This is a genomic window from Proteus sp. FME41, from assembly GCF_014897315.1.
GTDB lineage: Bacteria > Pseudomonadota > Gammaproteobacteria > Enterobacterales > Enterobacteriaceae > Proteus.
The window spans coordinates 1-25,184 of sequence record NZ_JABUYL010000018.1 but is presented as its reverse complement, the minus strand read 5'-3'; the positions used below and the strand labels follow the sequence as shown (position 1 = coordinate 25,184).

Sequence of the window (25,184 nt, the reverse complement as noted above, 5' to 3'; positions counted from 1 at the left end):
TGTATGACGGATAAAAATGAGCAGTTCTGTTGCCCCGAAACAAACGAACTTAATGATCAACAAATTATTCGTTACCTTAAGGAGCACCCTGGTTTTTTTATCCGTAATGCAAGCTATATTGAGCAAATGCAGGTGCCTCATCCTGTCAGAGGTACGGTCTCATTAGTTGAATGGATAATGTCTCGCCAGCGTAATCGCATTCATTACCTTGAAGAGGATATGCGTTTACTAATAGAACAAGCCTCTGAAAATGAATCTCTGTTTAGCCAACTCTTATTATTAATTTCCGAATTATCAAGCAGTGATTCTCTTAATGAAATGCAAGCGCGTTTAAATCTCTGGGCGAAAGGACTGGGGCTTTATTCTGTACAATTGCGCTTATTTACCGATCGCTGGCAATTACAGCCTCCTCTTGATGCACAAGAACTTGCATTATCCCGCCAATCGTTTGAACATTTTCGTATTCAACGTATGGGGAGTCATAATCACTATTTAGGCACGTTAAATGGGCAAGAAATCATGTTATTAATGCCTAATGTGCGGCGCTCAGGGTCAGTTGCTCTTTCATTGTTGGGACATTACGGTGATTTAGGTGTGATTATTTTTAATAGCCGAGATACTCAACATTTTCAGGAAGGAATGGGAACCGTCATGCTGGATAAATTAGCCCATATCTTACCCGAATTATTAACACGTTGGATCGCAAGGCAATGAGCCAATCAATAGACATACCAGAAACACTCTCATTAGCGATTGAACAATTTTTGCGTTATATCCAAGTTGAACGCCGATTAAGTCCTGTCACCATAGAAAATTATCATCGCCAACTCTTTGCTCTCGCTCAGATGATAGTGACGATAAAAATAACGCAGTGGAAATCACTCGAAAGCCAGCATGTCCGTATGTTACTGGCGAAAAGCCACCGTAGTGGATTACAACCAACAAGCCTTGCTTTGCGTTTTTCTGCATTACGTAGTTTTCTTGACTGGCAGGTGGCTCAAGGGATGTTGGAAGTCAATCCCGCCAAGGGGATTCGTACACCGAAATCGGGCCGCCATCTTCCCAAGAATATGGATGTAGATGAAGTTAGCCAACTAATGAATATCGACTTAAAAGATCCGCTCTCTGTCAGAGATAGAACCATGCTGGAAGTGATGTATGGTGCAGGATTACGTTTATCAGAGCTCACCAACTTAAATATTAGTGATATTGACCTTAATGAAGGTGAAGTCCGTGTACTTGGTAAAGGAAGCAAAGAGCGCAAAGTCCCATTAGGAAGAAAAGCGATAGAGTGGCTACAAAATTGGTTTCCGATGCGAGAGCTCTATGCACCAGAAGATAAAGCTGTTTTTATTTCAACCAAAAGTGGTCAGCGACTATCTGTGCGTAGTGTACAAAAACGGTTTGAACTTTGGGGCGTTAAACAAGGACTAAGTAGCCATGTAAATCCTCATAAATTACGCCACTCATTTGCTACGCATTTACTGGAATCCAGTGGTGATTTACGTGCTGTACAAGAGTTATTAGGGCACGCTAATTTATCGACGACACAAGTTTATACCCATTTAGATTTTCAGCATTTAGCGAAAGTCTATGATGCTGCTCATCCGAGAGCTAAGAGAGAAAAATCATAATGCGTTTTTACCGAACTCTGATGCCAATTGCCGCGATGACTTTTGATCTAGATGATACGCTGTATGATAATGTACCCGTGATGGATAAAACGGAAAAAGAGACCCTCGCTTTTATTCGTCAGTATGACCTGCGTTTTAATCATTTCACAGAACACGAAGTCAATGCCTATAAAAAACCGCTTATAGAAAATAACCCCGCTATTTTTCATGATATTACACAATGGCGTTGGCTTGCGGCTAGAAATATGTTGTTAGATTACAACTACAGTGAAGCAAAGGCACAACAAGGTGCTGATGAAATTATGGCGCACTTTGCTTATTGGCGTAGTCGCATTAATGTGCCTCAAAATACACACTTCGTTCTCACTGAATTAGCGCAAAAAATCCCACTAATTGCCATTACAAATGGTAACGCAAACCCGTTAAGTTGTGGCTTAGGGCAGTATTTTTCACATATTTTAAAAGCAGGCCCTGATGGTCGCTCTAAGCCTTATCCTGATATGTTTGATAAGGCAGCAACACTTTTAAACGTACCTCATCAGCATATTCTCCATGTGGGTGACCATCTTGTAACCGATGTTGAAGGGGCAGTTAATAGCGGATTACAAGCTTGCTGGATTAACCTTGATAAGCGTAGTTTGTTTGAAGAAGGTGAAACGCGAGTAATGCCACATATCGAAATTACAGATTTAAGCAAATTGGTAGAGTTGGTTTAATCGTGAGATTAAGTCTAAATGGCAGAGATTAACGTGATTGAAAAAGGCTTTGTTTTGCATAGCGCGTGAAATCCTGTTAGTTTGTTGCTTATTCACTATTTCTGTATATATCCACAGTATTCTCTTCACTAAATGATTGGTAATTATGGACGTCTCATATCTGCTAGAAGGCCTTAACGATAAACAGCGCGAAGCCGTAGCTGCATCTCGCATTAATATGTTGGTGCTTGCTGGCGCAGGCAGTGGTAAAACACGCGTGCTGGTACATCGCATAGCGTGGTTATTATCTGTTGAACAAGCTTCTCCTTTTTCTATTATGGCGGTGACGTTTACCAATAAAGCTGCGGCAGAGATGCGCCATCGTATTGAAGACTTAATTGGTACTAGCCAAGGTGGTATGTGGATTGGTACTTTCCATAGTCTTGCTCACCGTTTATTACGAGCGCATTATCTTGATGCAAACCTGCCACAAGATTTTCAAATTATTGACAGCGATGATCAATATCGTTTAATTCGCCGTATTGTGAAGTCAATGAATTTAGATGATAAGCAATGGCCTGCTCGTCAAGGTATGTGGTATATCAACGGCAAAAAAGACGAAGGTTTACGCCCTCAACATATTCAAACCTATGGTAATCCGGTTGAAACCACATGGTTAAAAGTGTATCAAGCATATCAAGAAGCGTGTGATCGTGCGGGGCTGGTGGACTTTGCTGAACTTTTATTACGTGCTCATGAACTTTGGTTGAATAAGCCACAAATTTTAGAACATTACCAAAATCGCTTTACCAATATCTTAGTTGATGAATTCCAAGATACTAACCGCATTCAATATGCATGGATAAGAATGCTGGCGGGTCAATCGGGTAAAGTTATGATCGTTGGTGATGATGACCAATCTATTTATGGTTGGCGTGGTGCGCAAGTTGAAAATATTCAAAACTTTTTAAATGAATTCCCTGGCGCAGAAACAATCCGATTAGAGCAAAATTATCGTTCTACAAGCAATATTCTAAAAGCAGCGAATGCGCTGATTGCTAACAACAGCGATCGGTTAGGCAAAAATTTGTGGACGGAAGGTGCAGAAGGCGAGCCCATCTCGCTCTATTGTGCTTTTAATGATTTAGATGAAGCACGTTATGTTGTTGGGCGAATTAAACGCTGGCAAGAAGAAGGTGGTGCGCTAACAGACTGCGCCATTCTTTATCGTAGTAATGCCCAATCTCGTATAATGGAAGAGGCGTTATTACAAGCCGCAATGCCATACCGTATTTATGGTGGTCAGCGTTTCTTCGAGCGTCAAGAAATCAAAGATGCACTCTCTTATATGCGATTAACAGCGAACCGCCATGATGATGCCTCTTTTGAGCGTGTTGTGAATACACCAACCCGAGGTATTGGCGATAGAACATTAGATATCGTGCGCCAAGTCGCAAGAGAAAACCAAATTACCTTATGGGAAAGTGCATTACAGGTTATTGAACATAAAATGCTTGCAGGGCGCGCGACAGCAGCAATACAACGGTTCTTAGAATTAATTGAAACCCTTGCTTCTGAAACTGCGGATATGCCATTACATGTGCAAACAGACCGAATTATTCGTGATTCCGGTTTAAAAGCGATGTATGAGCAAGAAAAAGGTGAAAAAGCCCAAGCGCGTATCGAAAACTTGGAAGAGCTAGTGACCGCAACGCGTCAATTTAGCTATCAAGATGAAGACGAAGATTTGATGCCATTGCAAGCTTTCCTTTCACATGCGGCATTGGAATCAGGTGAAAGTCAGGCCGATGCGTATCAAGATGCAGTTCAGTTAATGACACTTCACTCAGCCAAAGGGCTTGAGTTTTCACAAGTCTTTATTGTGGGTGTTGAAGAAGGTATGTTCCCAAGTCAAATGTCGCTGGATGAAGGCGGGCGTTTAGAAGAAGAGCGTCGTTTGGCCTATGTCGGTGTAACACGAGCAATGAAAAAGTTAACGCTTACTTACGCTGAAAATCGCCGATTATATGGAAAGGAAGTCAGTCATCGTCCATCTCGTTTTATCGGTGAATTACCGAAAGAGTGCGTTGAAGAGGTACGTCTACGAGCTACGGTTTCACGCCCTGTGAATCATAGCCGTTTAGGAATGCCCCTTATCAGCAATGACTCAGGTTATTCGCTTGGACAACGGGTAAAACACCCTAAATTTGGTGATGGCACTATTATCAATATTGAAGGCAGCGGAGAACACTGTCGGTTACAAATCGCGTTTAATGGCGAAGGTATCAAGTGGCTGGTGGCGGCATTCGCACGACTTGAATAAGTCGTGATTGAAAGTGTATTGTCGTTATCTCAGTCATTATCCTAATATAAAAAAACACCCTGACTTATTTGATAGATAAATTGGGGTGTTTTTTTAAGGGAAATTCGATTTGATTACTTAATAATCCCATTGTCTATTCTTATTAATGGGATTAATTGATGAAAATTTCTAGCGTATCTTTCCATTCATATTGTTTTGTATATCCTTGCACACTCACCTCATCAGTCTCTTCTTCTACAAATGCATTTTCAGTTGAGTATATTGATGAAATACCTTGTGATACCTATCATCCGAGTGAATCTATCAATGATGTTGAAGAAGATTTGTATTGTAAATTATTACGACATCAGCGTGATTTTGTTCCTCGAATCAATCTTTACTACAGTATTATGATTAACCATATTCGATTGATTAATAACTCAATATCAACGCTATTTAGGCACTCGAATCGTTATGTGGAAGAGATATCAAAGAGTGCACATTTACTAAAGAAAAATAACAAGAAGAAACCCTCTCCCGCTTTTACGCAAATTAGTCATTTAGCGGAAGAGTGAGTTCTGGGGGATTAACCGCGTCTTAAACGGCGTTGGGTATATAGCGCATCTAAGGTAAACAAAATCAGAGCAACCCAAATGAAACCAAAGGTGACTAATCGTTCCGCATCAATCTGTTCGCCATACACCATTGTGGCAAGAATAAACATCAAGGTTGGGCCAATGTATTGGAAAAAACCCAAGGTTGATAAACGCAAATGATGAGCGGCTTCAGTAAAGAGCAATAAAGGAATGGTCGTAATAATACCTGCGGCAATTAATAAGGTGTTTAATGACCAACTGTTTTCAAGCATATTGCTCGTTGGTGAATGTGTGAAAAATAGGATATAAACCAGCGCCACAGGAAATAACCATAGTGTTTCCACCAGCATCCCTGTTTGTGCATCGACACCTAATTTTTTACGCAGTAAACCATACAGTCCAAAAGTAACTGCAAGGCTGAGTCCAATCACAGGTACTGAACCAAATTGCCATAATTGGATAAGTACGCCAGTACATGCTAAGCCTACGGCAACCCATTGCATGCGACGAAAACGCTCAGCTAAGAAAAGCATTCCAAATAGCACGTTAACAAGTGGGTTTATAAAGTAACCAAGACTAGCCTCTAGCATATAGCCATGGTTGACCGCCCAAATATAGGTAAGCCAGTTAGTGGCGATAATGACCGCCGTCAGTGCCAAGAGTAGGATTTTTTTAGGTTGGCGCATTAATTGGCGTAAGTAAGGCCAATGACGACTAATGGTCATTAAAATCAGCATAAAAAAGAATGACCATAGAATACGGTGCGTAAGGATCTCTTCTGCAGGTACTTCTTGAATACTTTTAAAATAGACGGGGGCAATACCCCAGATCAAATAGGCGCCTAAGGCACATAAAACGCCTTTCATCGTGTTTTTCTGGCTCATGCTATCTCTGGAATTGATGGAAAGGAAAAGTGTGACGGGGTTATCATACCCAATGACTTTCTCTAATGTGTCATTAGGCATGTATTTTTACAAGTAATTAATAGCAATCTAAGCATCATAGTGCACAATGAATATTAACAAAGGGTTAACCAACAATATAGGTTGCTGTGCCACTCGCAATATGGACCTGTTTTTCATTATGTAATTCAACACGTGCAACAGACACTTTATTTCCACTGCGTAAGATATGGCTACTTGCAGTAAAACATTCTCCACGTCCTGGTCGTAAATAATCAACTCGTAAGTCAATAGTGCCCATCTTAGCGAGCTTTTGCTCTAAGTGCTCTTGAGATATTGGCGCTAAACGTGTTAATGCATTACCTACACACACTAATCCTGCACTGACATCAAGTACAGAAGCAATAAGGCCACCATGTAAAATACGTTGAGCGATATTGCCTACAAGCTTATCTTGGTAACGAAATTGAATTTCAGCATAATCTTGCTCAAAACGAATTAATTCTAAACCAATCAATTGGTTAAATGGCATTTTATAAACAAAAACATGACCAATTAATGTTTGAGCCTCTTCTAACGTTAGCTGTTTTTCCATTTTCAGGGTCTCCGATATTACGTCACAAAGTTAATGTTATGTTAATAATACATGACGAAATCGTAATTGCATATTCGTGCTATAAATATAATGGTGTGAAAATATACGAGATTTAATGGCAATTACGTGTAAAATATGGTCACTTAAGTGTAATAAAGCCTATTTATAAGAACTAATTTCAAAGTAAGTACTAACTTTCTATATTATTTAATAATGAGACAGGATAATTAACTATGTGTTACATCCGTTCTTTACTTGCGGTGGTTTTATTCTATCCAGCATGGGGATTTACATCAGAAATACAAACGTCTTTATCTCCTGCACCGCTTGTTCAGGGCAGTATTATTTCTGGTTTATTACAAGAATACGATTCACCTTTTGTTCTTTACCCTTATGAATCCAATTACATTATTTATACGGATACCTCCGATATGAATAAAGAGGCTATTCAAAGTTATGATTGGGGAAATAAGGCTAAAAAAGATGAGGTGAAATTTCAGCTCAGCCTTGCCTTTCCATTATGGCGAGGCATTGCGGGTGAAAACTCAGTTCTAGCGGCGTCTTATACTCAACGCTCTTGGTGGCAATTAAGTAATAAGAAAGAATCTGCCCCTTTTCGTGAGACAAACTATGAGCCTCAGCTTTTTTTAGGTTGGGCAACAGATTATAAGTTTGCAGGCTGGACACTTCGCGAAATTGAAACGGGTTTTAACCACGAATCGAATGGACGTTCTGATCCCACATCGCGTAGCTGGAACCGTGCCTATGCACGTTTTATGGTACAAAAAGGGAATTTACAACTCGATTTGAAACCATGGTATCGCTTTAGTGAAAGTGCTCAACGTGATGATAACCCAGAAATTAATCGCTATATGGGTTATTACCGTTTAAAAGCGGGCTACCGATTGGGTGACAGTGTGATCACTGCAACGGGTCGCTATAACTGGAACAGTGGCTATGGGGCCGCTGAACTAGGTTGGAGTTACCCTATTACTAAACATGTGCGTTTTTATACCCAAGTCTTTAGTGGTTATGGTGAATCTATGATTGATTATAATTTTCGCCAAACTCGCATCGGTGTGGGTGTGATGCTTAATGATATGCTGTAATTTTCCTTGTTCTGGGTTAGCATAAGGCTATAAATGATGATGGCACCTTCATATTGGTGCCTTTTCTTTTACTCCTCATCATAGTTTTTATCAGCAGCTTTTCAGAGGAACGGTGTGTCCACAGCAGAAGTTCTTAATTCAATGCCATCAGCTCAAGTCATTTTGCGAGATACCTTTGGTTATCAGCAATTTCGTCCTGGTCAGCAAGAAGTCATCCATACCATTACAACGGGTCGCGATTGTTTAGTTGTGATGCCGACTGGGGGAGGGAAATCTCTTTGCTATCAAATTCCTGCTTTATTATTGGATGGGCTGACTCTTGTTGTTTCGCCCTTAATTTCATTGATGAAAGATCAGGTCGATCAGCTTTGCCTCCATGGTATTGACGCCGCCTACTTAAATTCAACACAAACACGTGAAGAACAACTGGATATCCAACTACGTTGTCAAAAGGGTGAAATAAAACTGCTGTACATTGCCCCTGAGCGCTTGATGATGGAAAGCTTTCTTCACCATGTAGTGCAGTGGAAACCGGCATTATTAGCGGTTGATGAAGCACACTGTATTTCACAATGGGGGCACGACTTTCGCCCTGAATACCGTGGTATTGGATTATTAAGACAGTATCTTCCTGATGTCCCGATTATTGCATTGACCGCAACTGCAGATAACACAACACGTTACGATATTATTAATCAGCTAGTCTTGCATGATCCTTTAATTCATATCAGCAGTTTCGATAGACCGAATATCCGCTACACTTTAGTTGAGAAATACAAACCGCTTGATCAGCTTTGGCTCTTTATTCGGGGTCAAAAAGGAAAGTCTGGCATTATTTACTGCAATAGCCGCAGTAAAGTGGAAGAAACCGCAGAGCGCCTCAGTAAACGTGGGCTCAGTATCGCGGGCTACCATGCGGGAATGGAAATAGCACAACGCGCTAAAGTGCAAGAGGCATTTCAGCGTGATGATTTACAAATTGTTGTTGCGACCGTTGCTTTTGGAATGGGCATAAATAAACCCAATGTACGCTTTGTCGTTCATTTTGATATTCCTCGAAATATTGAATCCTATTACCAAGAAACAGGGCGTGCAGGGCGGGATGGATTACCCGCAGAAGCGGTATTATTTTACGATCCTGCCGATATGGCATGGTTGCGCCGTTGTTTAGATGAAAAGCCAGAAAGCGATCAAAAAGCGATTGAAATGCACAAGCTTAATGCCATGGGTGCATTTGCTGAAGCACAAACATGCCGACGCTTAGTCTTACTGAATTACTTTGATGAACATCGACAAAATGCTTGTGGTAACTGTGATATTTGTCTTGATCCCCCTAAGCAATATGATGGTTTAGTGGATGCACAAAAAGCGTTATCATGCATTTATCGTACGGGTCAGCACTTCGGTATTGGCTATATTGTTGAGATTTTAAGAGGTGCGAATAATCAGCGTATTCGGGATTCTAGGCACGATTCGTTACCTGTTTACGGTATCGGTAAAGCACAAAGCCATGAACACTGGGTGAGTGTCATACGCCAGCTTATTCATTTAGGAATGGTGACACAGAATATTGTACACCGTTCCGCATTACAGCTTACTGAGATGGCAAGACCGATTTTACGTGGTGAAGTCCCGTTACAATTAGCCGTGCCTAGAGTGTTAAGTCCAACGAAAAGCCGTAATCAACAAACAAGAAATGCACATAGACAGTACGATAGAAAATTATTTGCGAAACTACGTAAATTACGTAAATCTATTGCTGATGAAGAGAATATTCCACCCTTTGTGGTCTTTAATGATGTCACATTGATAGAAATGTCAGAGCAATGCCCCGTTTATCCTGATGAGTTATTATTAATCAATGGGGTAGGACAACGAAAACTAGAGCGATTTGGCCCTGCTTTTATGACGCTCATTCGTGACCATATTGAGGGCTTTGAATAACACCAACGAGGAGCGCCAATGACAACCACTCTTTTTAAACATACGTGGTTATCGCGTGAAAAGCAGTTTTCTGCGTTTACGAATGGCGTTTTATTGGATTTTTGGAGTCAACGTGAAGAGGGTGAATTTATCGGCGTTGATGGTGCCAAAATTCGTTATGTCCATTGGCGATCACCATCGCACAATAAGGCACTGGTTATTGCTTCAGGTCGTAGTGAAAGCTATGTAAAGTACCCTGAAGTGGCGTTTGATTTTTTCCACATTGGCTATGATGTTTTCTTGCTAGATCATCGCGGGCAAGGCCTTTCTGATAGGCTATTAGATGATACTCAAAAAGGCCATGTGGAAAAATTTAGTGATTATATCGATGATTTCTCGACTTTCGTTGATACGATAGTATTACCTTATCAATATCAACACTATTTTGCGTTAGCCCACTCAATGGGGGGCGCTATCTTAGCGGGATATCTTCTAAAGCAACCTCATATTTTTAAAGCAGCGGCATTATGCGCGCCGATGTTTGGTATTAAATTGCCGATACCACGCTGGGTGGCTAATTTTCTAGTTAACCGAGCAGAACAAAATGAATCAGAAAGAAATAACTACGCGGTATCAACAGGAAAATGGTTTCCATTGCCCTTTATTCTTAATGTGTTAACACACAGTCATGAACGATACCGTCGTTATTTACGTTATTATGCTGATTTTCCTGAATTACGATTAGGCGGCCCTACATATCATTGGATGGGAGAAAGCCTACAAACAGGAGATTGGTTAATTGAACATGCGGGAGAGATTGAAACCCCTCTATTAGTGCTCGAAGCAGAGCATGATAAAGTGGTGGATAATCAAGAGCTAAGGGCTTTCTGTGAACGTTATAGACAGTCCAGAACAAGAGAAGAAAAGAAAAAATTGCCACTGGTGATTGAAGGTGCGCACCATGAAATCTTGTTCGAAATAGACAAGCTACGCTCACAAGCATTGAATGAAATCTGTGAGTTTTATGATAAGCATTTATTTTAATCAGGAATATGTATGTATTCGATAGTCGCTTCAGATCTTGATGGCACTCTGTTATCACCTAATCACGTATTAACTCCCTATACTCAAGAAACACTGCACCTACTTATTAATAAAGGGGTGCATTTTGTGTTCGCAACAGGCCGTCATCATGTTGATGTTGCTCAAATTCGTGACGGATTAGGCATTAACGCTTATATGATAACCTCTAATGGTGCACGAGTGCACAACACTCATGGCGACCTTATTTTTAGCCAAGATCTAGAGCCTGAAATTGCTTATGATTTGGCGCTTATGGTTTTTGATCACCCTGACATTGAAACCAATATTTATGCTGGTGACTATTGGTATGTTAATAAAGAGATGCCAGGGGCTTGTGAGTTTTTTCGAGAGTCAGACTTTAGCTATGAAATATATTGTAAAACAGGATTTCCGACCACCGATGTGTGTAAAGTCTTCTTCACCTCTGATGATCATGAGCTATTGCTGAAACTAGAAAATGAAATTAATCAGCGTTGGGGTGATAAGGTCAATGTAAGTTTCTCACTGCGTAATTGCTTAGAAGTGATGGCAGGAGGTGTATCAAAGGGTGAGGCGCTCGAAAAGGTGGCTGAACTGATGCAACACTCGGCAAAAGATGCAATTGCTTTTGGTGATGGTATGAATGACAAAGAGATGCTTCGGATGGCGGGTAAAGGTTGCATCATGCAAAACTCTCATCAGATGCTAAAAGATCTATTACCTGAAATGGAAGTGATTGGATCTAACGCTGATGATGCCGTACCTCATTATTTGCGTAAATTATATCAAGTGTGATCCTTTCTAAAGAAAAGGCGAACAAGATAGGTTGTTCGCCTTTTTCTTTTTCAATCCATCTGCATTTCGTCAGTGATATTGCATCGTAAACTGCAATGTCCCATTTGCTTTGCCTGCACTCGTTGTATTAGATGTTTGGATATAGCCCGCCTCTAAAGGAATAGAATAATTCCCTGCACCGCTATTTTTTTCACTCACAGTCATTAATTGCCCCAGCTTGATAGGCTGATTTTTATATTTAACTTGGATACCGTAACCCTTAGCGGTATTGCTGTCAGTTGGGTTACTTAAACCAATGGTTCCTGCTGTCTGTTGATCATCAGCAACACCATCAAACCGGATCTTAATAGGTGAAATCGGATCGCAACTCAAATCAATATTAAAATCTTTAATACTCTCTGCACTCACCGAGCCGACCCCATTAAAGCTTGATTTAGGTACAGTACCCAGTGGCACATTAATATTATTATTCACCACATCACAGCCACTAGAAATAATGGTTAATGGAGAAAGGTTAATTTTTGGCTCTGCTTTGCCAGTATAGTCACTAGTGATAAACCCATTATGATACACAATGAGCATAGCAACCCATGAGGCAGGAAGTGTTTGTGATTTAACATTGTCACGTAGCTTGTAAAGCTTCATTTCTAATGCAACGGAATAGTTGCCGCTGGTGGCATTCGTGGTACAAATTAGGCGATTACTGTAGTTACCATCAATATTTTGCTGACCATCGACATAAGCAGAACCACTACAACTTCCGTTAATGGTGCCATGTAAGGTATAGCCAATACCACTGCTGTTAAGCTCTTTGACATAAGCACCATTGACTCTTGGGCTTGACGCATTAAAAGAGCCGGGTAAATAAATCCCCGGTCTTACTGCACCACCAGAGAGGTTCCACCATGTCCATGCATTCACGGTTCCTAAATTAATCGTGGCGACTTCGGTTAAAATAGGTGCTGAACGTGAGACATAAATGGGTGCAGAATAGGTGACGGTTTTAGTGGTAAGGTCTGCTCTAAATTCTGCCAATGTAGTTGATGTATACAAAATAGCAGACAGGCAACCTAGTGTTATATATTTATTCATGACTATCACCTATCTGCAATTAAGTTGTAAAAATTGGATTTTTTCTAACGAGAGATCCACATTTAACGTTACTTGGCATTGTTCAACGGCGCTATTACCCCATTTGGCACGTAACTGGCTGTGTTCAGGGACACCATTTAAGAAAACTTCACCGTCGTTGGCCACAATTCCACTTGAGATCACTTGGTCGTCTTGGTAAATCTCGACTTGAGTACCAAAGGGTAAAGGTGTTCCGTTGTAGTGTAAGTTTGCAAGCACTCGAGCGCCTTTTCTGGCTTTAAAATCAGCCAAGACAATTGCTCCTTTAGTTGGAATAACGGTTGTTGATGTTAATTCAACATCGTTATTGCCCGTTAATGACGCGGGATCAACTGTTACTTTATTACGTTCATAACGTGAAACATTAGGAATAACTGCATAACCTTGTGCATTGGTATATAGGCTTTGTGCGCTACTGACTTTTAAGTTATCCACATCTTCTGCTTTAATTAAAATAGCAGAGTCATAAATAGTACGAGAAGGCGTGATACCTCCGGAATGGGCTAATAACGCTCCCGTCGCGCCCCAATTCATTGATTGGTAGCGTTTATCGTAACTGTAACCAGCACTAATCTCGCCACCTGAGGCGCTGTAATTACCATTCACTGAGCCACTGTATTCTTGACGAGTATGGTTATAGTTTTGTGAAATATCATATTGTAGATTGTTATCTTCCAATTGTGTTCCGCTTACGCTGACAGAGCTAATTGAATCGCCTTGTTTACTGGTGTTATAACGATAACTTAACCAATTGTTATTTTGGGCAATATTGAAAGGAAGGCTAAAATTAATGGATAAGATTTGATCTGTTAAGCCACTTTCTTGACGTTTATTATATGCATAAGAAACGCTATAACTTAAAGCACGGTAGTTTGAGTTAAAACTCACATTAACATTACGATCGACTCTATCTTGATACCAGTAATATTGCTGATAGCCATTTAATGAAAGATAGCCAACATCCCCTAAAGATTGAGACACCGACAACTGAAACTGTTTTTTCTTATGATAAAGATGAGAAAAGCGTTCATTAGCGGCTGAAAAATCATAATAATCTTTTGTTGAATAGCGATAAGACGCTAATGAAAATCCTGTTTTGGTGTCAGGTAAATATTTGGAATATTGAACCCGATAAGATTGCCCTTGAGCCTCATCATTATTTATTAAGGTTGTTTTAGCGTGAGTGACATCAGCAGAAATAGCACCTAAATAGCCAAGATTAACCCCAGTACCTACTGCATAAGCTTGGTAATCTGCTGAGATTAATGTGCCACCATAAAGTGATAAGTTGTAAGGCAAACCATAAATGGCGGAAGCTTGTAAGAAGTTTGGTTTTTGGGCTGCACTATCGGCATTATATTTACCGATATCCACACTGTATTTTAAGCTGCCCGCACGTTGCATCATGGGAACAGCAGAGAAAGGCTGTGAAAAAGTCCGTGTTGTTCCATCTGCTTCTTCTATTGTGACTTGTAAATCACCACTGTAAGAGGTGGGATATAGATCTGAAATCGCAAATTCACCCGGTGGTACGGACGTTTGATAAATGACGCTGTTATTTTGGCGAACCGTGACGACAGCATTGCTTTGTGCAATGCCTCTCACGACTGGTGCAAATCCACGCTGGCTTTGTGGCAACATGCTTTCATCAGAGGCAAGTTTAATACCACGATAAGGGATGCTCTCTAAAACATCATTATCAGAAGCGGTTTCACCGATAGTTAATCGACTTTTCAAGCTACGAATATCTCGCTCAACATACGTCTGTAAGCTATTCCACTGTGAAGCGTTATCATTGTTTTTATTGTAGTTACTGTGATTACGTAAACGCCAAGCCCCCACATTAATACCACTGCGTAATCCTAAGAAAAGCGAATTACTGTTATTTTGGTCATGATACCAATACTGGTTTTGTCGATAAGTATAATTTACAAACGCTGCATTGATCCCTTCGTTCCATTGTGTAGGAGGGATATAGCCTTGACCATAATTGTATAAAGCAATTTGCGGAATAGAAAACGATAAACGTGCTCGTGAAAAATCATATTGATAAGTTGCATTAGGAATAATGCTAGCAATATCTGTTATTAAGGGGGAATTAACTTGTGAAGTAACTGACTCTTTGACTCCCCAATTTAATAAATCTTGTAGGGTAATTTCAGGAGTCAGTGTTTTTCTTTCTTCATCAAAAATAAACCGCACTTGCCGGTTATCAATTAGTTTATTATTGAGATAAATATCAACGGAGTAGACTCCCGGAAGCTGACCTCCCGCATAAGAAAAATAATCAAGGCTATTAATATCCGCAACTTGATTTTCTATTCCTAAATTGAGGGCTTCAGGATTAAATTGTTCCTCAGCAACCGCCAAGTAAGGAAATAAAATAATCGTAATTGCCATAGCAAGTACACCGTGGCGGTAGCGATCATCAGTAGGAAATGCCGATAATCGTTTTGTCGATAACGCTATTATGGATAAAGTCATCAGGCTACACCTTTAATTTAATACTTTATCTACAGTTGCACCGTAGTCATTAATAAACTGCACCGTGACTTTCTGGTGAATATTTTGCTCTTGAAGTAATACCACTTCTTGATGTGGTTGAATTAAAGGATCATAAGGGTAGCGTTTGTCACCGATAAAAATATGTTTAATCGTTAAGTGATAAGGGGTGTTGTTATTAAGCACTAAGCCTTGGTTTTGTTTTGATAGTTCGACGTTATTAAAGTTAAGTGGCTCAATATCATGAGAGCGTAAAAAGAGCTTAAATTGAGAGTTAATTACCAGTTGAAGTTGGTTTTCTGGGCTTTTTTCAACGGGAGGAATAGATTTAATATTGAGCCAATAAACAACCTCGGTATTTGAACTTAAAGGTTCACCAGTATACGAAATACGTGCTGTTCCCGTGTTATCAGGTTCAATACGAAAAAGAGGTGGCGTGGCAATAAACGGTGTCTTTTCATTTCCTTGAAAAGCAGAAACCCAACTTTGGATCAGATAAGGCTTTTCTTTATCTGTATTTAGAATGGGAATACTAATTTCACGGGCGTTATCGCCATAAACAAAACGTGTTCCTCCCACACTTATTCCAGCAGCATGGCTTACCGTTATGAGAGAAAACAATAAAAATAAGATCAGAAAAAAAGTCTTTTTCATAAATGGTGCCATAAAGTTGAGAAGAAATAAGAGGGTAATGAGTCTTACCCTCATTTTTTATTATTTATATTGGATGCTATATACTGCTGATCCGTTAGCTGGGCCTGGTGTTGCTTGAGCTGTTGCTTTATAGCGAGCAACATAATCTAAGTTAATTTCAGTGCCTTTAATTTCGACTTCTTTCGAATCGTCATACAGGTTAATTTGAGATACCGCATCTTTTTCAAATAATGCGATACCGACATTTGTTGCGCCACCTGAGACGGTGTCGATTGCTAAAATATCACTATCAACTACATCACGATTACCACCAAAACGGACTGCAACTGTTGTATCAACAGGGCAATCAATCAGTTTAATGGTGAAATCTTTAAGGCCCGCAACTTCGCCTTTAGTGGCTAGGCTTTTAGAAGATACTTTTCCTAAATCTACGGTTAGATTTTTAGAAGAGCTATCCACCGTACACGCTTGATCGGTTATTTCCCCGGTAAAATTAATCGTGCCCGATGCAAAGGCAGCCGGTGCAGAAAGTAGAGAGAGACTCATCCCTAATAAATAGAGTGATTTATTTAATTTGCTCATGATCAGTCCTATATAAAAAGTAATTATTTTTACTTTTTAATTTATTTATAAGTATAGATTTCGGTATGAATTATTCGCATAGAAGATATGCCAACAAAATATAACACTACAAAAAATTTAAGTTAATAAAGATTTACATGAGTTTTTTTGTCTTTATATCAAATTGTTTAATGTTTGTTTTTTAATTAAGAGTAACGATTTATTAATCAGTAATTAAATCTGAAAGTGAATTATTTAAAGTGGATAATAACTTTGTTATATCCTCTGTTAAGAATGAATTTTTATTCAAGTAAAGATAGAATTTATATTCTTTTTCTTTTTTATGCATGTTTAATTGTTTTATCGTATTTTTATTCAATTCCTCTTGAATAACGTCAACTGGAAGTCGTGAATAACCTAATCCATGTTTAACGAGGTTTATTGCGGTTTCAATCGATCCAACATGAATTACCTGATGATTATGACTTGTATCAGGGTTATCAGTAAGAAGAGAAATACATGTATGTCTTTGTAATTCCTTAGATAAATCATCATATTGAATATGCTGTAACGGGCTTTCAGGGTGTGTTACCACAACGGTTTTAATACATTCTAAATCAATAGGTTGCAATGATTTTATATTATGATGTGTTATCACTAAGTCATACTCTTTTTGTGATAAAACATCCAATTTACTCAGTGAATTCTTATGAATATTAATATCATAATGCCTATTTTCCTTAATAAATTGAGTCATTTTATTCCAGAAAATACTTGAAATATATAAAGGATCTATAAGTATGTTTATCTTTAACTTATTGTTAAATAAAAAACTTTTGGCCTCTTTTTCTAGTGAAATCGCTTTTTCCGTTATTTCCCTTGATAGCTCAAGTAATAGTTTGCCTTCATGAGTCAATACTGCTCTTCTTTTTTCTAAAGAGAGAATTTCAATACCTAATGTTTGCTCTAACTTATTGATTGTATAGCTGATTGATGATTGTGTTCTGTGCAGCGCATCAGCGGCCTGAGCGAATCCACCGTAATCAACAACGGCTTGTAAGGTAATCCATTGATCGAGAGTCGTTCGGGATTTTTCCATAATGGAACCTTCTTATTATTATTTATTTAATACTCATTATAAATAAACCTAGCAATATATCTTAGCATTGTTAATAGGTAGGAATACTTGTTTTTTAACCAAGTTTAAGAAATATTAACATTATAAGCTGTAATGCTATTTATTAAATTATTTATTTTTTTTATATTATCTTTCTCGTTTTTAAAAAAATAAAATTGATATTAAATTAATTTAGTTGTTTATTAATTTAATTACACATTTAGGTTAATTAAATTAAACTCAGATAACTAAAAAGTGTTATTTTAAATAGGTTTCTTTTTTTATGTTTGTTTTTATTTATTAAAATTATTCTTTTGTTTATTTTTATCTTTCTTTGATTTTAAGAAATTCAATTGATTTTTTATCTTTTTTTATCTTTTTTTATTTTAATATAACAGTTTTTATTTTTTATTTATTTTTAATAAGCGGTCGTTTTCTTTTATTGACTATTTCTTTGTATTTATAAATAAGAGAAAAGAAGAGTCATTCTATAACTTCGATATTTATTACGATAGGCTAATAATGAGTCTTGATATTATAGAAAATAAAACTAATCAAAATTAGATTAATGGTAGTGTTAAATTTCAATTTACTATGTTAAATAATTATTTTTATCTGCATATTATATCTGGGTTGTTAATAATAGGAATATCTAAGATCCTTATAATTTATTTAACTTAAGTCAATTTATACTAAAAAAGTAACCAATGATTTAAAGTTAAATCATCAAAAAAGAGAGATGGGTACTCATTATAAGGGTAATATTAAGTATAAAAACGTAAAAATATGATTTAGATCAATAATTGTGAGTAATATTTTAAAAGAGGAGTCGATTAGTTCTATGACATGAAAAAATAATAAAGGAAGGTAGAATGATTTTTACCTTAAGGTAAATTCCGTGACTTATCTTAAATGTGATTTTGTGCTTTTGTTCAATTGACTGTTTGTTAGAAAAACAGAGAGAGCTTGAGTAAACGAAGGGTATTAGAAATAAAGAGGTGGAAATTACATTTTATGATGCTCTTTTTATTACGCTCTCATTTATACAATAGTGAAATAGTTTTAAATGTTACAATTTATCAATTTTATTAAACAAAAAGAGAGTAAAGCGCAAAGTTTTTTTTCATCGAAAAAATAAAAACAAAGAAAATTGGATTAAATATAGACAATCAATGGGCTACAAATGAGTACCTAGGGAATATTAAAACCCAAAAAGAGAACGTTAATTGATAAGAAAGAGGGAAAGGGGAGAATAAAAAAGCCGTTATTTTTCGTGTTTTTTCGAAAAGATAACGGCCTTTGTCAAATTAATTGATGAAATAGATTATAATCCACCTACTTCTCTTGGTGTTGCACGCATTGAACTGCGAAGAGTATTGCCCATCATGTCCACTCTTGCTTGGAATGGAGGGAACGGTAATGGAATACCATGTTCAGCAAAGGCTGAGAGGATATTTTGATGAATTTCATGTCTTGCTGGCATTCTATGGCCCATCTCCGCTGCATAAACACGCAATTCAAAGATTTGGATACCTTGCTGCAAATCAACTAAATAAACTTCAGGTGCGGGGTTTTCTAAAATCATCGTAGAGCGTTTTGATGCTTCTAATAGAACGTTGGTTACTTGTTCACTGTTGCAATCAGCCGGTGCAGGAATGGTCATCACAATACGGGTAACGGAGTCTGACAGCGACCAGTTAATAAATTGCTCAGTGATAAAGGCCTTATTCGGGACAATAATCTCTTTTCTATCCCAATCGGTCAATGTGGTTGCCCGTGTATTGATCTTAGAAATATTCCCCGTTAAATTACGAATTGTTACGGTATCGCCAATACGAATGGGCTTTTCAAATAAAATCATCAGACCTGAAATGATATTGGCAAAAATCTCTTGTAAACCAAAGCCTAGCCCCACCCCCATTGCCGCAACCAGCCATTGTAATTTTGACCACTCAATGCCTAATAAAGAAAAGCCCACAATACTTCCTACGAGTGTGATGCTGTATTTGGTCATTGTGGTAATGGCATAGCCTGTACCTGGCGTTAAATCAAGATGCTGTAAAATGGCGAGTTCAAGTAAGGCAGGAAGATTTCGAACTAATTGCGTTGTAATAATAATGACGAGGATCGCCACTAAAATAGAGCCCATGGTGATAGGCTGTATCGTATTAACCCCATTAACCGATGAGGTAACATCCCAAAGACGGATATTATCGACAAAAGAGAATGCGGTGTTTAATTCAGACCACAGTAAGATCATCGACACTAATGCAATCATCGTAAGAATAGAACGAACTAAACCAATAGATTGTGCACTGATTGCATCAAGGTCTATTTCTTGGGCTTCAATTTCTAACCCTACTGTACTTTCACCACTACTTCCTACAATGGTATTTTCATCTTCACCTTTCGCACGTTGAGCAAGGATTTCAGCTCGTTTTTGTTTGGCGCGTTCAAAGGCTAATTTACGACGCTGAATAAGCATCCATCGTTGAATAATGTGATAGATAATCAGTAGTGCAAACCAAATTGCCACAGACATTTCTAAACGTCCAAGTAAAACAATTGACGTAGAAAGGTAGCCTAAAACCGCAGCGAAGCCTGCAATCACAGGGGCGAGAAGTAAGAACCACCACAAAATGGTGTTAATCAGGTTATCGCCAGAGCCATGCTTATCAAGGTACAACGGAACGTGTGCTTTCTTAAGACTCGAAGTAATAAAGCTTAAGGCAATACAGAGTAATAAAAAGCAGAAACGACCAACGGTAGGGGCAAATTCTCTATCGCTATAATATTCAAAGGTGATTAATGACATCATCAATGGAACGATGACAAAGATAGAAAGCTGGTAAAAGCGCATCGCTTTTTTAACACGACTCTCTTTCCATTTAAATTGGGCAATAAATAGGCCATTATGGCGAGCAAATGTTGCACTGATCATAAACAGCCACAATACGGGTGCCGCAGCAGTTACACCATAACCAATCGCCCCTGCCATGGGGTAACGCCATTCAACACTTTGTAAACCATAGCCGACGGCTGACCATAAAAGAGGCAAGGGTAGCGCAATAAGGATAGACCAAAAGACAGTGCGTATGGTCAGTGAAAAATGATCTTGTGTAACTTTACCAATACGGTTACTAACTCTTTCAAGAAAGGCGTTGTAATGTTTTCGAGTCCGAAGACTAAAGCCTACAATCGATAAGGTGACAAACAGGAATAGGAACGTATCCTGATTTTTAAGCATACTGACAGCAGCATGACCCAGTTGTGAGAAGGTATCTAATGAAAGTAGTCGGGTAATATCTTTAACTAATAAAACAGGGTAGTTAAATTTAATTGGACTAATATCTGCAACCCAGAACATATAACGGTTTGTGGCGTCTTTAGTCTCTTTTAACGCATCTGCCAATTGTGTTGTGGCGACTTTTAATTTTGTTAATTCAAGAATTTGAGAGTCATAGCCGGATAACAGCGAATTTAATAATTCATGGCGTGCTTGAATAAGGGAATCAAAAATATATTGTTGAGCTTCTGGTAATTTAGAGCCATCAGCCGTTTCTGGAGGCTGAATTTTACTCAAATTATCCAGCATATCTTCATAGCCTAAACGCTCAACACGTAATTGAATAATATCTCTATCAAGCTCTTGTGAGCGAGGCATTTCAGGTAAACGAGACAGTTGTGTTCTTAATGCTTCACCTAATGCGGTTGAGCCACTTAGCCATTGTGCTTGTTCACGAATAGTGGTCAGTGTTTGACGTACTTGCTGTGTTTGCTGTGTTGTAATGCGTTGTTTTTCTGATAGCTCACTCATTTCCTGTGTTTGTTTATTCAGAATTTGAGAAAGTTCACGGTTGGTTTGGATCTGTTTAGTCAAAAACTCAGGAAGTTCGCCACCTTGCTCCGCTAGCATTTCTGTTTTTTCTAGCGCGAGATCTGCCACCTCTTGGCGTTTTATATTTAGGAGACTACGTAATTGTTGTAGCTGTACATCAAGGCGTTGATAGCGTTTTTTAAATAGTTCTAAACGAAGGCGGGCAATTTCTTGGCGATTATTGGCTGATAATTGCGCCATCTCTAGCTCATTCACCATCGCTTTGCGAGCCGTGACTTCAGCTTGAGTGAGTTTGTTTTGTGCTTCAGTTAAAGGTGTGGTTGATGCACTGACAGATGCTAATCTTGCTGTTGCGTCGCTGAGTAAACGGCGAGCTTCTGAAAGTTGTTGTGGTAATAAATTTAAAGATTCACTGATTTCACGGCTTTTATCTTGCTCTTGTTGTTGCAGCCTTGCTTGTTCCATTAATTGGCTACTGATTTGAATAATTTTTTGTTCTAAATCAGGAATACTAATTTTTTCAGGAATAGTCGGAACAGCATGACTTTCCTCAAGTAGCTTTGTTCTTAGTTCTTTCGTGATTTGAGGATAATCATCAATGGTTTTTTGATAGTTATCTGCATTTGCTTGCGCTTTTTCACCATCATTAATCCAGTTAATAGTGCCTTGTAGCGCCTGAATGGCCTCAATATCTTGAGGGTTAGTACTTCCTTCAAGTTGTTTAATATCTTGACGTAGTTTCTCCACATCTGCCGATATTGCGGGTGTGCTTAATGAGAGCGTCAAAAAGAGCGAGAAGAAAAGGCTGATTATCAGGCGCACAAAGGTTACTCCGAATTACGTGTTATTCACTGATGACGTTAGTGTTACTGCCAGCAACATTGATGATGGAACCCAATTGTTCCCCCATTAATGTAACGGAGCCATTCATAAGATCTTTATTCAATTGAACCGTATTTTCAGGGAAAAGATTAATAACCGTTGAGCCTAATTTAAATCGGCCCATTTCTTCCCCTTTTTTCAAGAATATCGCACCTGTTTTATCTGCTTGAGGATAAGTCCAACGCTTAATAATACCTTCACGAGGAGGGGTTACCATGCCACACCAAACGGTTTCAATACTACCAACAATAGTGGCACCCACCAGAATTTGTATCATTGGCCCAAATTGAGTTTCAAAGAGGCAAATAATGCGTTCATTACGGGCAAATAAGTTAGGGACATTTGCTGCCGTTAATGGATTCACAGAAAAGAGATCGCCTGGAACATAAATCATCTCTTTTAATAAACCATCACAAGGCATGTGAACACGGTGGTAATCACGAGGTGAAAGATATGTCGTAATAAATTGACCATTACGGAATTTATCTGCCAACATAAAATTACCCGCAAGCAATGCTTCAAGGGTGTAATGGTGCCCCTTAGCTTGCAGAATTTGGTCATCTTGAATAAGACCAAGTTGACTCACTGCGCCATCAGCAGGCAATGCAAGTTTGTCATCACCCTCAATAATAGGGCGAGCACCGTCTTTTAAAGCACGAATAAAAAATGCGTTGAATGTTGAATAAGCTTGAAACTGACTGTCTTTCGCTTCATTCATATCGACTTTATAGGCTTTAGCAAAGGATTTAATCACAAATTGGGTGATGGCACCCGCTTTTTTGTTTGCAAACCAACCTGCTAGCTGTGTTAGCCATAATTTAGGCAATAAATACTGAAGTTTAATTTTTAGCTTGTCCAAAATGGCAACCTCTGGGATTAAACGATAAAAAATAGACAAAAGGGGTCTATTGTACCCACCCTTAATCGGGTTGTCAGTGAATCTATGATTAAGAGTCTAAATTAATGTTCTTACGGACTTTTACCTGACTCATACTTTCTAAAATACGATGGTAGTTTTCAAAGCGCGTTTCTGCAATTTCACCTTTTCTTACTGCCTCATTGATTAAGCAACCTGGGTCGTCTAAGTGCTTACAATCACGGAATTTACAACCTCCAAGGTAAGGTCTAAATTCAATAAATCCTTTTGTCACTTGCTCTGGTGTTAAGTGCCATAAACCAAACTCACGAACACCCGGTGAGTCAATGACATCGCCACCTTGTGGGAAATGATAAAGGCGTGATGCGGTGGTTGTATGTTGGCCTAACCCTGAGTTATCAGAGACTTGATTGACAACAATACTTTCTTCCATTGGTGGTAATAATGTATTAAGTAAGCTTGATTTACCCACACCAGATTGGCCTGCAAAAATAGAAATGCGACCAATCAGTTCTTCGGTCAGTGTGTCGAGCCCTTCTTTAGTATAGCTAGAGACCTCAAGAACACGATAACCAACATCTTTGTAAGTTTGCATCCACTTACTTACTTCTTGACGGCTTTGAGCATCTAACATATCAATTTTATTGAGCACAATCAGAGGCTCAACATTTAAGGTTTCACATGCCACAAGGTAACGGTCAATAATATTTAAAGACAGCTCAGGTAAAATAGCAGACACAATAATAATTTGGTCAATATTGGCTGCAATCGGTTTTACACCATCATAATAATCAGGACGAGTGAGTACTGAGGTGCGGTCATGTACAGCTTCTACAATCCCATTTATACGCACACCCTCTTGTGTTTGTAATGCAGGACGCCATACGACTTTATCACCTGTTACGAGAGATGAAATAGTGCGTCGGATATTGCATCGGGTAATGGTACCGTCAGTCGCTTCAATATCAGCATGTTGACCAAAACGGCTGATAACTAAGCCTTCTGTGGCTTCACCTAATTGTGTATCGTCTAATTCAACGTGGTTTTTTTTCTCTTTGCTCTGCAAACGCTTTTTATGGTTTTCTTGTACTCGGCGTTGCTGGCCTTTAGATAATTTACGTTTTGTCACCGATCCTCACTTGTATTATTCGGTTAGATGTTCTTCTGTCGTGCTTATTGAGCAAACGCGCTATGATAACGCTAAAATATCATGTCTCACACTTAGAAACAGCTAGGATATATTATGTCAAAAAGCGAGAACAATCTGATCTGGATAGATCTGGAAATGACAGGCCTTGATCCTGAATGTGACCATATCATCGAAATTGCCACTATTGTGACAGATCCTCAACTTAATATTTTAGCTGAAGGTCCGGTTATTGCTGTACACCAATCTGATGAACAACTGAGTTTAATGGATGAATGGAATACACGTACTCATACGGGCAGTGGTTTAGTTGAGCGTGTAAAAGCCAGTCAATATGATGATAATTCAGCACAAAAAGCGACAATTGAATTCCTAGAAAAATGGGTACCTAAAGGGGTATCACCTATTTGTGGTAATAGTGTGGGTCAAGATAGACGTTTTCTGTACCGTTATATGCCAGAATTAGAGCAATATTTTCATTACCGTTATCTTGATGTGAGTACATTAAAAGAATTAGCGCGTCGATGGAAGCCTGAAATTTTAGATGGCTTTGAGAAAAAGAATACTCATCAGGCACTTGATGATATCCGTGAATCTATTGCAGAACTCGCTTATTACCGTAAGACCTTTATTAAAGAGTAAAAATGTGCATTTATGATTGATATTGCATCATTGTGATGATTTTATCGACATGCAATCAAAAAAACGCATTTTTTTGGTGATAAGGGCTTGCGGTTAAGCATTTTTCTCGTATAATGCGCTTCCCGTACCGATGAAGAATTTCGTTTGTACGGGTGTAAGAAAGACGCGGGAATAGCTCAGTTGGTAGAGCACAACCTTGCCAAGGTTGGGGTCGCGAGTT

At 38.7% G+C, this 25,184-nt stretch carries 20 protein-coding genes; 10 read left to right on the top strand and 10 right to left on the bottom strand.

Annotated elements, in window-relative coordinates; all coding sequences use genetic code 11:
- The first annotated feature begins 3 nt into the window (after positions 1 to 3).
- The 5 genes from INT04_RS15160 (at position 4) to INT04_RS15140 (ending at position 5,206) form a co-directional block, all read left to right on the top strand.
- Positions 4 to 714 carry a DUF484 domain-containing protein gene (locus INT04_RS15160; protein ID WP_193016936.1) on the top strand — a complete coding sequence of 237 codons (711 nt, stop codon included), beginning with the start codon at positions 4 to 6 and terminating at the stop codon, positions 712 to 714.
- Positions 711 to 1,634: a tyrosine recombinase XerC gene (gene xerC / locus INT04_RS15155; RefSeq protein ID WP_193016935.1), complete on the top strand. Its 924-nt coding sequence runs from the start codon at positions 711 to 713 to the stop codon at positions 1,632 to 1,634. The genes INT04_RS15160 and xerC overlap by 4 nt, the downstream gene beginning before the upstream one ends.
- Positions 1,634 to 2,350, top strand: coding sequence for a 5-amino-6-(5-phospho-D-ribitylamino)uracil phosphatase YigB (gene yigB, locus INT04_RS15150; RefSeq protein ID WP_193016934.1), 717 nt, complete (start codon positions 1,634 to 1,636; stop codon positions 2,348 to 2,350). The genes xerC and yigB overlap by 1 nt, the downstream gene beginning before the upstream one ends.
- A 145-nt stretch (positions 2,351 to 2,495) precedes the next feature.
- Positions 2,496 to 4,652, top strand: a complete 2,157-nt coding sequence (uvrD, locus tag INT04_RS15145; RefSeq protein WP_193016933.1) for a DNA helicase II — start codon at positions 2,496 to 2,498, stop codon at positions 4,650 to 4,652.
- A 158-nt stretch (positions 4,653 to 4,810) separates the two neighbouring features.
- Positions 4,811 to 5,206, top strand: a complete 396-nt coding sequence (locus tag INT04_RS15140; RefSeq protein WP_193016932.1) for a hypothetical protein — start codon at positions 4,811 to 4,813, stop codon at positions 5,204 to 5,206.
- An 11-nt stretch (positions 5,207 to 5,217) separates the two neighbouring features.
- Here INT04_RS15140 and rarD read toward each other — a convergent pair whose 3' ends face one another.
- A complete protein-coding gene (gene rarD / locus INT04_RS15135; protein ID WP_193016931.1) occupies positions 5,218 to 6,111 on the bottom strand; it encodes an EamA family transporter RarD in 894 nt (297 codons plus the stop codon).
- A 145-nt stretch (positions 6,112 to 6,256) separates the two neighbouring features.
- Entirely contained in the window at positions 6,257 to 6,724 is a 468-nt protein-coding gene (locus tag INT04_RS15130) for a thioesterase family protein (protein WP_193016930.1), read from the bottom strand.
- Positions 6,725 to 6,957: 233 nt separating this feature from the next.
- Between INT04_RS15130 and pldA the strand changes: the two genes are divergently transcribed.
- From pldA to yigL, 4 genes are all read left to right on the top strand, one after another.
- A complete protein-coding gene (pldA, locus tag INT04_RS15125) occupies positions 6,958 to 7,833 on the top strand; it encodes a phospholipase A (RefSeq protein ID WP_193016929.1) in 876 nt (291 codons plus the stop codon).
- 114 nt (positions 7,834 to 7,947) lie between these two features.
- Positions 7,948 to 9,777: an ATP-dependent DNA helicase RecQ gene (gene recQ / locus INT04_RS15120; RefSeq protein WP_193016928.1), complete on the top strand. Its 1,830-nt coding sequence runs from the start codon at positions 7,948 to 7,950 to the stop codon at positions 9,775 to 9,777.
- Positions 9,778 to 9,795: 18 nt separating this feature from the next.
- Positions 9,796 to 10,800, top strand: a complete 1,005-nt coding sequence (gene pldB, locus INT04_RS15115) for a lysophospholipase L2 (RefSeq protein WP_193016927.1) — start codon at positions 9,796 to 9,798, stop codon at positions 10,798 to 10,800.
- A 12-nt stretch (positions 10,801 to 10,812) separates the two neighbouring features.
- Positions 10,813 to 11,613 carry a sugar/pyridoxal phosphate phosphatase YigL gene (yigL, locus tag INT04_RS15110; RefSeq protein WP_193016926.1) on the top strand — a complete coding sequence of 267 codons (801 nt, stop codon included), beginning with the start codon at positions 10,813 to 10,815 and terminating at the stop codon, positions 11,611 to 11,613.
- A 69-nt stretch (positions 11,614 to 11,682) separates the two neighbouring features.
- On the opposite strand, the gene INT04_RS15105 is transcribed toward yigL, so the two are convergent.
- The 8 genes from INT04_RS15105 to rsgA form a co-directional block, all read right to left on the bottom strand.
- On the bottom strand, positions 11,683 to 12,705 hold the full coding sequence (locus INT04_RS15105; protein WP_193016925.1) for a fimbrial protein: 1,023 nt from the start codon (positions 12,703 to 12,705) through the stop codon (positions 11,683 to 11,685).
- A gap of 9 nt (positions 12,706 to 12,714) precedes the next feature.
- On the bottom strand, positions 12,715 to 15,228 hold the full coding sequence (locus INT04_RS15100; RefSeq protein ID WP_193016924.1) for a fimbria/pilus outer membrane usher protein: 2,514 nt from the start codon (positions 15,226 to 15,228) through the stop codon (positions 12,715 to 12,717).
- A gap of 12 nt (positions 15,229 to 15,240) precedes the next feature.
- The gene (locus tag INT04_RS15095; protein ID WP_193016923.1) at positions 15,241 to 15,900 is read right to left on the bottom strand and encodes a molecular chaperone; all 660 of its coding nucleotides are present in this window, start codon (positions 15,898 to 15,900) and stop codon (positions 15,241 to 15,243) included.
- Between the two features lie 60 nt (positions 15,901 to 15,960).
- Positions 15,961 to 16,482, bottom strand: a complete 522-nt coding sequence (locus INT04_RS15090; RefSeq protein WP_193016922.1) for a fimbrial protein — start codon at positions 16,480 to 16,482, stop codon at positions 15,961 to 15,963.
- Positions 16,483 to 16,684: 202 nt separating this feature from the next.
- Positions 16,685 to 17,560: a LysR family transcriptional regulator gene (locus tag INT04_RS15085; protein ID WP_193016921.1), complete on the bottom strand. Its 876-nt coding sequence runs from the start codon at positions 17,558 to 17,560 to the stop codon at positions 16,685 to 16,687.
- A 1,342-nt stretch (positions 17,561 to 18,902) separates the two neighbouring features.
- On the bottom strand, positions 18,903 to 22,238 hold the full coding sequence (mscM, locus tag INT04_RS15080; RefSeq protein ID WP_193016920.1) for a miniconductance mechanosensitive channel MscM: 3,336 nt from the start codon (positions 22,236 to 22,238) through the stop codon (positions 18,903 to 18,905).
- 22 nt (positions 22,239 to 22,260) lie between these two features.
- A complete protein-coding gene (asd, locus tag INT04_RS15075; RefSeq protein WP_193016919.1) occupies positions 22,261 to 23,157 on the bottom strand; it encodes an archaetidylserine decarboxylase in 897 nt (298 codons plus the stop codon).
- Positions 23,158 to 23,245: 88 nt separating this feature from the next.
- Entirely contained in the window at positions 23,246 to 24,304 is a 1,059-nt protein-coding gene (gene rsgA, locus INT04_RS15070) for a small ribosomal subunit biogenesis GTPase RsgA (protein WP_193016918.1), read from the bottom strand.
- Between the two features lie 114 nt (positions 24,305 to 24,418).
- Between rsgA and orn the strand changes: the two genes are divergently transcribed.
- Entirely contained in the window at positions 24,419 to 24,964 is a 546-nt protein-coding gene (gene orn / locus INT04_RS15065) for an oligoribonuclease (protein WP_193016917.1), read from the top strand.
- Positions 24,965 to 25,184 lie beyond the last annotated feature (220 nt).